The 1,092-nt window shown below is 66.6% G+C and carries 2 protein-coding genes; one reads left to right on the plus strand and one right to left on the minus strand.

Features of this window, described 5'->3' with window-relative positions; genetic code table 11:
* Positions 1-409, plus strand: a 409-nt coding sequence (locus AC1DWT_RS51495) for a zinc ribbon domain-containing protein (RefSeq protein ID WP_477926305.1), incomplete at its 5' end; no start/stop codon positions are given.
* Here the strand turns inward: AC1DWT_RS51495 and AC1DWT_RS51500 are convergent.
* On the minus strand, positions 396-1,092 hold a 697-nt coding region (locus tag AC1DWT_RS51500), incomplete at its 5' end, for a chromosome partitioning protein ParB (RefSeq protein WP_477926306.1). The genes AC1DWT_RS51495 and AC1DWT_RS51500 overlap by 14 nt on opposite strands.

Consider the following 1,092-nt stretch of genomic DNA (forward strand, 5'->3'; position numbering starts at 1 on the left):
CGGTCAAGGAATCGCGGTAGAAGACCTGTCGGGAATCCGGGACCGGGTACGGCTCGCACGCAGACAACGGCAACAATTGCACTCCTGGGCATACGCGCAACTGCGCGACCAGATCACCTATAAGGCGCACGCCGCAGGAGTGCCGGTGCAGGTGATCAACCCTCGCAATACCAGTAAGACGTGCCACCTCTGCGGGCACTGCGACACCGCGAACAGGCACAGTCAAGCACTGTTCCGGTACCGCGGCTGCGGATGGACCGGTCACGCGGACCATAACGCCGCCGTCAACATTGCCGCACTCGGGCACAACAACTACCGGGCCGCCCAATCAACCGTGCCTAAAGCAGCCACCCCTCTGACAGCCAGTGAGAACGTGAGCAGCAAACCCGCGTCCTTCAGGACCGGGTAGTTGATGAGCTAGCCGGTTTGTGCCTCCGCGGTGCGAGGTGGCTGAGCTCGGCGATGATCTCGTCGTTCCAGACATGCCGGCGCACGAGGCGGTACCGCTCGCGTGCCACCCACAGGTAGGCCTCGGCGTCGGTGTGGTCGGGCAGCATCCCGGCCGCCCGCAGCATCCGCACCACCGGCAGGTACTCCTCACCGAACCAGCGCCGGGCCACGGTCTCACGGCTGAGGAATTCGCCCATCTCCTGCATGAGCCGGAACCCCCAGGCCTCGACGCTCTGGCTGATCTCGGCGTACTCCCACGGATCGGTGACGACCACGGCCGCCCGCTGTGGCCCGCTCAACGGCACCCGCGTGAGGAACAGCCGGCGGTGGTCCTTGATGACCAGGTCGCCGCGCTGCGCGATTCCGTCCGGGGAGATCTTCGTCTGGATCTCGGTGACGTAGGCGTCGATCGTGCTCCAATGCATCGCGTACGCGATGGAGACGCGGTGGTGGCCGTCGCTGACGAAGTGCATCGACCCGATCCGGTACACCTGGATCGGTGGCACCGATTCGCCCCGGCGCTGCGCGGCCGCCAGCCGCTGCCAGCGCTCGCGCACCCGGGTGGACGTGGGCCGGAAGAACCGGTCGAAGTCGCGCGTGCGGTCGACGCTGCCGACGATGGAGTTGACGGGGATCACCTGC

Source organism: Rhodococcus sp. P4_B6, assembly GCF_056402215.1.